Here is a 7507-nt window from a genome sequence, read left to right on the forward strand (position 1 = left end):
GGCGTCCACCGCCGGGCGGCCCTCCATCGGCGTGCCGCGCACGGCGACGAGCGCATTGACCGGAACGCTTTCAGGATGGGGGTTCATTTCCGAGAGCACGCGCAGCAGCGAGGCGCGGTCGAATTCCTTTTCGCCCATGCCGATGATGCCGCCGCAGCACAGGCTGATTCCGGCGGCGCGGACATGGCTCAAAGTGTCGAGACGCTCCTGATAGGTGCGGGTCGAGACGATTTCGCCGTAATATTCGGGGCTGGTGTCGAGATTGTGGTTGTAGGAATGCAGGCCGGCCTCGGCGAGGCGTCTGGCCTGACGCGGCTGCAACATGCCCAGCGTGACGCAGGCCTCCAGGCCCATGTCGGTCACGCCCTTGACCATTTCGACCACGCTGTCGAATTGTTTGCCGTCGGGCGCCGAGCGCCAGGCCGCGCCCATGCAGAAACGCGAGGCCCCGGCGTCTTTGGCGATTTGCGCGCGCGACAGCACGTAGTCGACGTCGATCAGCTGTTCCTTGGCCTGGCCGGTCTTCTTGGCGTGATGGGCGCTTTGCGGGCAATAGCCGCAATCCTCGGCGCAGCCGCCAGTCTTGATCGACAACAGGCTGGCGAGTTGAATGGTGTCGTCGTGATATTGACGATGCACGCATTGCGCGCGATGCACGAGATCGAGCAGCGGCAGAGCGAAAAGGGCTTCGATTTCGCCAATGGACCAGTCGTGGCGGATCGGGGCTTTTTCGGCGAAATTCGGGTTCAGCGTCATGACGTTCTCGTGACTTTCGGTGGGCGCTGTTCTATCAGTTTGGCGGCAAATGGCAAAAACAGAAATTTTCCGCGCCTATTGCGCCCGGCGCGCCGAACAGGACCGCCTGCGCAGCCTGAAAACCAGCCAGATCGCGGCGGACGGCCGGCTCTGGCGCGACGGCAGGCTGCTCGTCAATTTCGCCAGCAACGATTATCTCGGCCTGAGCCTTCACCCCGCGCTGATCGAAGCTTCGCGAGCCTATGCGGAAAAATATGGCGCGGGCGTCGCCGCCTCGCGGCTGGTGACCGGCGAACATCCGGCCTTCGCCGCTTTGGAATCGCGGATCGCCTCAGCCAAGAACCAGCCCGCCGCCCTGGTCATGGCTTCGGGCTACCAGACCAATCTCACCGCCGTCGCGGCGTTGGCGGACCGGGAAGTCGTCGGGCGTCCGGTGTCGATTCTCGCAGACCGTCTCGCCCATCATTCTCTGCTGCAAGGCGCCCTGCTCTCCGGCGCGCGGCTGATGCGCTTCCAGCATAATGATCGCGACCATCTCGAAAAGCTGCTGCGCGCCCGAACGGAAAAAGGCGATTTCTGCCTGATCCTCACCGAAAGCGTGTTCGGCATGGATGGCGACGTCGCCGATCTCGTCCACATTGGCGCTCTGGCGCAAAAATACGACGCATTGCTCTATGTCGACGAGGCCCACGCCACCGGCGTTTTCGGCGCGCGCGGTTTTGGCCTAGCTGAGGATTTCGCCGGCGTCGTCGACGTGGCCATGGGCACTTTCGGCAAGGCGCTCGGCGGTTTCGGCTCCTATCTCGCCTGCGCGCCGGAAATCCGCGATTTCCTGATCCAGCGTTGCGGCGGGCTGGTTTACTCGACCGGCCTGCCGCCCGCCGTGCTCGGCGCCATCGACGCGGCGCTGACCCTCGTCCCGCAAATGGCGGCGGAAAGGCGCAATTTGCTGGCGCAGGCTTCAATGCTTCGCGTAGCGCTGCAAGCGCAAGGCTGGGATTGCGGCGCCAGCGCCAGCCAGATCATCCCGGTCATGGTCGGCGCCGAGACGCAGGCTCTGGCCTTGGCGGCGGAACTGGAGCGGCGCGGCTTTCTCGTTCCCGCCATTCGCCCGCCGACCGTGCCGCAGGGATCGAGCCGGCTGCGCCTCTCCCTCTGCGCCGCCCATAAGGCCGAAGACATTTTGGCGCTGATCGATGTTTTGGCCGAATTGGCGCCGGCTTACGCGGCAAGGGCGGCGGCGTGAGGCTGGTTTTCGTCCACGGCTGGGCGCTTGGGCCAGAATGCTGGGATTTGGTCAGCCCGCTGCTCAAGAGTTTTCCGCAGGCGCGGGTCGATCTTGGCTATTTCGGCGCCCCTCGCCTGCCCGACCCACACCCCGGCGATATACTGATCGGCCATTCCGCGGGGTTCTTATGGGGGCTGCGACAGAGGGCGGACTGGGCCGGCATGGTCGCCATCAATTCCTTTTCGCGCTTCTGTCTCGACGCGCAGGGTCGTGGCTGCGTCAAGCCGGCGGCTTTGCGGGCAATGCAGGCCCAACTCGCGCGCGACGCCGAGGAATGCGTGAGAAATTTCCGCGCTTCGATCGGCGCGCCGGCCGCGCCGGAGCTGGTGGAAGCGGCGCCTTTGGCGGAAGGGCTGGAGCTTTTGCGCAGCTTCGACGTCCTGCCGCATCTGGGCGAAAAGCCTTTACTGGTATTGGCGACGAAGGACGATGCTCTGGCGCCAGCCCGCGAGGCCGAAAATCTGGCGCAGGGGCTGGGCGCGTCGCTTTTCTTCAGCGAAAAAGGCGGACATGGACTGCCCTGGGCGGCGCCGGAATTCTGCGCCGGAAAAATCGAGAAATTTTTGCAGGCCCAATGAGTTCTGAAAACACCAGCGCTTCGGTCGTTCGCGCCTTCAATTCGGCGGCTGCGACCTATGATTCCCTGTCGGAGGTCCAGCGCGAAATCGCTCACGAATTGGTCAAGCTGGCGTCGCGCTCCTGCCTCCGGGCGCCGCAACGAATTCTCGATCTTGGAAGCGGGACCGGCCATGTGACGGAAAACGCCTTGCGGCAATGGCCGCTGGCGGAGATCACCGCTCTCGACGCCGCTCCTTCCATGATCGCCGCCTTGCAGGGCAAGTTCGCCAATGTGAAAGTGCTTTGCGCGGACGCCGCCGATCTTGGCGCGACCGGCGCCTATGACCTGATCCTGTCGAGCATGATGCTGCATTGGCTGCCCGATCCGCGCGCCGCCTTGGCGCGATGGCGCGCGGTTCTGGCGCCGGGAGGCCAAATGCTGGTCGCCATTCCGGTCGCCGGCAGTCTGCAAGAATGGCGCGACGCCTGCCGGGAAGCCGGTCTTTCGGAAGGTCTGTGGCCTTTCCCGCCGCCGGATTTCGCCGCCGGCCTCACCGAACAGTCGGAAACAAGGGCTTTCGTCGCCTCCTACCCAGGCGCCAAGGCCTTTTTGCAAAGTTTCAAGCGCACCGGCGCGCGAAAGCCGCGACCCGGCCACCGCCCGGAATCGCCAGCGGCCCTGCGCCGCCTGCTCGCAAGCCGGCAAGGAACCTTCGATGCAACCTTTCAGATCGCATTCCTGACGATAAAAGCGACTTAGCCGGATAAGCGGTCGAAATCTGAAATTTGGTTCCCGTTAGCGAACGACGCAAAACGGCGGAAAGCGGGAATCGTACGAAAGGCCGGTTCCGGCGTGCGACCGGTCGCTGGCGCAAGGGCGATGATGCGCCAGGGCCGGACATCAACGCGCATAACCACGACTCTCCGAAGCGGCGGCGTTCCCGATCTTTCCGGAACAGGACCATAGGACGCTCCCAGGTCAACGGAGCAAACCAGGGAACGACATCCCCCGCGAGACCCAATGCCAACCATCGGCGCCAAACGTCTTGTTGCCGTCGATGGTCACCTTATCCTTTCCAAGCAATAGACAACGCCATCTTGCTGTGACACGCTCAAGTTGTCTTCCGCGAGGAGGGTCCAAGCCATGTGTTTCGCTTGCAGTCCATTCGCCGGCGCCCTCGCAGACGCCATCTCGCGTCGGGCGTTCATGAAACATTCGATCGCCTGGGCCGGGGTGGCCGGAGCGAGAAGCGGCTTCCTTTGCAGTCCGGCCGAGGCGGCGATCGAGAGCGTCGACACGCTCTATGTCGGCGGCCCTATCGTCACGATCAACGACTCTCAGCCGACCGCAGAAGCGGTGCTCGTGCGGGGCGGCAAGATTGTCGCCGTCGGCGCGCGCGCCGAGGTCGAAAGCCAGGCCAAGGGGCCGATCACAACCGTCGACCTCAAGGGCAAGACGCTGCTCCCGGGCTTTGTCGATCCGCACGGCCACGTCGTCATGGTCGGGCTGCAGGCGCTCGCCGCGAACCTGTTGCCGGCGCCCGACGGCGAGGGCAACGGCATTCCCGCGCTGCAACATATCCTGCGCGACTGGATCGGCAGGAACGGCAAGGTCATCGAACGCTACGGCGTCATCGTCGGCTTCGGCTATGACGACTCGCAGCTCAAGGAGCAGCGCCACCCGACCCGCGCCGACCTCGATGCGGTTTCAATGGACACGCCGATCCTGATCGTTCATCAATCGGGCCATCTCGGGGTGCTGAACAGCAAGGCGCTCGATGAGGCGGGCGTGACGAAGGACACGCCCAATCCGCCCGGCGGCGCGTTCCGTCGCGAAGCCGATGGCGAGACCCCGAACGGCGTCTGCGAGGAGGCCGCCTTTTTCGGCGCCGCCGGCAAGCTTCTCGGCCGGCTCGACGCGCAAGCCTATCTCGCGATGATCAAGGCGGGCGCGGCGTTCTACGCCTCTTTCGGCTACACGACCGTCCAGGAAGGCCGGGCCATGCCTGGCAGCGCCACCATGCTTGCGAAGGCGGGCGAGGCCGGATTGCTCGATGTCGACGTCGTCGTCTATCCCGACGTCTTTCAGTCGCTGAAGGAGATCGCGCCCTCGCGCGAGTACAAGAACCGCGTCCGCATCGGCGGCGCCAAGGCGACCATCGACGGGTCGCCTCAGGGCAAGACGGCGTTTCTCTCGCAGCCCTATTACAAGCCCCCGGAGGGAAAGGACGCCGACTATCGCGGCTATGCGGCGATCACCAAGGAGCAAATCGTCAACGCGGTCGACCTCGCTTTCGCCAACGACTGGCATATCCTCACCCACGCCAATGGCGACGCGGCGGTCGACTGGCTGATCGAGGCGGTCGGCGCCGCGACCGCGAAGCACGGAACCGGGGACCGGCGCGCGGTCCTGGTGCATGGCCAGACGACGAGGCTCGACCAGTTGCCGAAGCTGAAGGAGCTGGCCATTTTTCCGTCCTTCTTCCCGATGCACACCTATTACTGGGGCGACTGGCATCGCGATTCGGTTCTGGGGCCGGAGCGCGCCGCGCGCATCTCGCCCTGTAACTCGGCGCGGAAACTCGGCATGATCTTCACCAGCCATCACGACGCGCCGGTCGCCAATCCGGACGCGATCCGCGTGCTCTCGGCGACGGTCACGCGCGTGACGCGCTCAGGCTATGTGCTCGGCCCCGAGGAGCGCGTCGATACGCCGACCGCGCTCAAAGCCATGACGATCTGGCCGGCCACTCAATATTTCGAGGAGGCGAGCAAGGGCACGATCGAGCCCGGCAAGCTCGCCGACTTCGTGATCTTGAGCGACAACCCGCTCACGGTGAAGCCCGAGGACTTGATCACGCTCAAGGTCGTCGAGACGATCAAGGAAGGAAAGAGCATCTACAGAGCGTCCTGAACGATCGGAACAAACGCACGGCCTCGGGCTGCGGGATCACGGGTCCAATGGAGGGGGGACGGATGAGCACTCGAGCTTTGACGCTTAAGGCGACACGATGGTTCACGGCGATCGCGGCGGCAGCGGCCATCGGCGCTTTCAATTTTACGTCAATAACGCAAGCGAGCGCGAGCGACGATGCGCGCCGGCTGATCTCGGCGCATGGTCAAACCGTCGAAGCCTTCGTCTATGGCGAGGGACCGGAAACGCTGATCATGGCGGCCGGCAATGGACGGCCGGGGTCGCAATTGATGGATCTCGCCAAGGCCATCGCTTCCGCCGGCATTCGTACGGTCGTCTATAACTATCGCGGGATTGGCGCGAGCGACGGTCCGATCGACGGCCTGACGCTGGTCGACTACGGCAATGACGTGTGGGCGATCGCCGACGCGCTCGGCGCGCAGAAGGTGCATCTGGCCGGCAAGACCTATGGCAACAGGGTCATGCGCGCCGCGTCCCAGACAAAGCCGGACCGCGTCGCGACGATCATTCTGGTCGGGGCTGGCGGCGAGGTACTGCCCTCGGAGGAAACGATGGCGCTGTACAAACGGTACCTCGACCCCAACGTGCCCAAGGCCGAATGGCTGTCGTTGCAGGCGAAGTTGATGTACGCGCCGGGAAACGAGCGTCTTGCCGAAAAGGACGCGGGCGAAGGCGAGTTCCCGGCGGTCGCAGCCGCTGAGGCCAAGGCCAGCGAGGCGACGCCGAAGGAAGCCTGGAGCATGGGCGGAACCGCGCCGATGCTCGCGATCACCTGCCTTCTCGACCGTGTCGCCGTGCCGGAGAACGCCTTCAGAATCGCGGAGACGCGCCCGAACACATGGCTCGCGGGGCTGCCCGGCTGCGGCCATAACATGATCAACGAGCAGCCCGAAGAACTGCGCCGCCTGATCGTCGGTTTCATTCAGGCGCGCTCCGGCGCGAACAAATAGCGGATTGGTTCATCGAGAAGACTTGCCGCCCGTCCAAGAGCGCGGCCTGCCTAGGCCGGAAGCGGAACAGATCGGATCATCGCCGTCGGCGGATAAACCTGCGCGGTTTGTCGCGACGGAGTCCGAATGCAACTCGCCCCGAGCGCGCGGGAGGAACTGACCCATGTGCATTGTCTGCAGTCCGGAATTTTCAAACGCCATCCGCGCGCTGAGCTTCAAATCGCGGCGTCAGTTCCTGTGCGCAGCGGCGGCCGCGACGGCGGGCGCGCTGGTCGCCGAGACCGTGGGGCCGGCGCTCGCCGACGGCTCGATCGACGAAACGCTCGCCTCCGGCCTTGCGACGGCGCCGATCACGATCTTCGTCGCCAGAAAAATCGTCACGATGGAGCGCGACAATCCCACCGCGACCGCCGTCGCGGTCAAGGGCGACAGGATCGTCGCGGCGGGCTCGCTCGACGAAGTCAAGGCGGCGCTCGGCGCACAACCCTACCGGATCGACCGGACCTTCGCCGACAAGGTCGTCCTGCCGGGCCTCATCGACCAGCATCTCCATCCTGTTCTCGGCGCGCTGACCCTCGCGGTCGAGGTGATCGCGCCTGAGGACTGGATGCTGCCGGGCAAGAGCTCCAAGGCGGCGATGACGCCCGAGGATTATCGCGCGCGGCTCAAGGCCGCCGTGGACGCCTCGAAGGACTCGAAGGACTGGTTCTTCACCTGGGGCTATCACGGCCTCTGGCGCGGGCCGCTGTCGCGCGCCGACCTCAACAAGCTCAGCGCGACGCGCCCGATCGCCGCCTGGCAGCGCTCGTGCCACGAGTTCTACCTGAACGACGCCGCCATCGCCGCGCTCGGCGTGACCGAGCAGGCGACCAGGGGCAAGGGCGAGTGGAGCGAGCAGGTCGATTTCGCGAGCGGCCATTTCTGGGAAGGCGGCCTCAACTTCATCATCGGACCGATGATGAAAGTGCTGGCGACCCCCGATCGCCTCAGCTTCGGCCTGAACCAGATGGTCGCCTATCT

6 protein-coding genes and 1 pseudogene are annotated in these 7507 nt (G+C 64.9%); 6 read left to right on the forward strand and 1 reads right to left on the reverse strand.

The features are described from left to right. Nucleotides 1-756 (reverse strand): biotin synthase BioB (gene bioB / locus ACLP2E_RS15065; protein WP_442466412.1); only part of this gene is annotated, 756 nt, incomplete at its 3' end. A 49-nt stretch (nucleotides 757-805) separates the two neighbouring features. On the opposite strand from bioB, the gene ACLP2E_RS15070 reads away from it, so the two are divergent. The 6 genes and pseudogenes from ACLP2E_RS15070 to ACLP2E_RS15095 form a co-directional block, all read left to right on the forward strand. Further along, on the forward strand, nucleotides 806-2002 hold the full coding sequence (locus ACLP2E_RS15070) for an aminotransferase class I/II-fold pyridoxal phosphate-dependent enzyme (protein WP_442466413.1): 1197 nt from the start codon (nucleotides 806-808) through the stop codon (nucleotides 2000-2002). Further along, nucleotides 1999-2622: an alpha/beta fold hydrolase gene (locus tag ACLP2E_RS15075; RefSeq protein ID WP_442466414.1), complete on the forward strand. Its 624-nt coding sequence runs from the start codon at nucleotides 1999-2001 to the stop codon at nucleotides 2620-2622. The genes ACLP2E_RS15070 and ACLP2E_RS15075 overlap by 4 nt, the downstream gene beginning before the upstream one ends. Next, nucleotides 2619-3362 (forward strand): methyltransferase domain-containing protein, encoded by a 744-nt coding sequence (locus tag ACLP2E_RS15080; protein WP_442463332.1) that lies wholly within the window; start codon nucleotides 2619-2621, stop codon nucleotides 3360-3362. Before ACLP2E_RS15075 ends, ACLP2E_RS15080 begins: the two co-directional genes overlap by 4 nt. A 384-nt stretch (nucleotides 3363-3746) precedes the next feature. Beyond that, nucleotides 3747-5516, forward strand: coding sequence for an amidohydrolase (locus tag ACLP2E_RS15085; protein ID WP_442466415.1), 1770 nt, complete (start codon nucleotides 3747-3749; stop codon nucleotides 5514-5516). A gap of 62 nt (nucleotides 5517-5578) precedes the next feature. Continuing rightward, nucleotides 5579-6487 (forward strand): alpha/beta fold hydrolase, encoded by a 909-nt coding sequence (locus ACLP2E_RS15090; RefSeq protein WP_442466416.1) that lies wholly within the window; start codon nucleotides 5579-5581, stop codon nucleotides 6485-6487. A gap of 163 nt (nucleotides 6488-6650) precedes the next feature. After that, nucleotides 6651-7507, forward strand: a pseudogene (locus ACLP2E_RS15095) (amidohydrolase); the annotation flags it as partial.

This window comes from Rhodoblastus sp. (assembly GCF_052145335.1).
In the GTDB taxonomy this organism is placed as follows: domain Bacteria; phylum Pseudomonadota; class Alphaproteobacteria; order Rhizobiales; family Beijerinckiaceae; genus Rhodoblastus.

Bases quoted from the DNA above. Each gene is read 5' to 3' on its own strand.
- ACLP2E_RS15070 (WP_442466413.1), top strand. From the start codon at position 806: ATGGCAAAAACAGAAATTTTCCGCGCCTATTGCGCCCGGCGCGCCGAA.
- ACLP2E_RS15080 (WP_442463332.1), top strand. From the start codon at position 2,619: ATGAGTTCTGAAAACACCAGCGCTTCGGTCGTTCGCGCCTTCAATTCG.
- ACLP2E_RS15085 (WP_442466415.1), top strand. From the start codon at position 3,747: ATGTGTTTCGCTTGCAGTCCATTCGCCGGCGCCCTCGCAGACGCCATC.
- ACLP2E_RS15090 (WP_442466416.1), top strand. From the start codon at position 5,579: ATGAGCACTCGAGCTTTGACGCTTAAGGCGACACGATGGTTCACGGCG.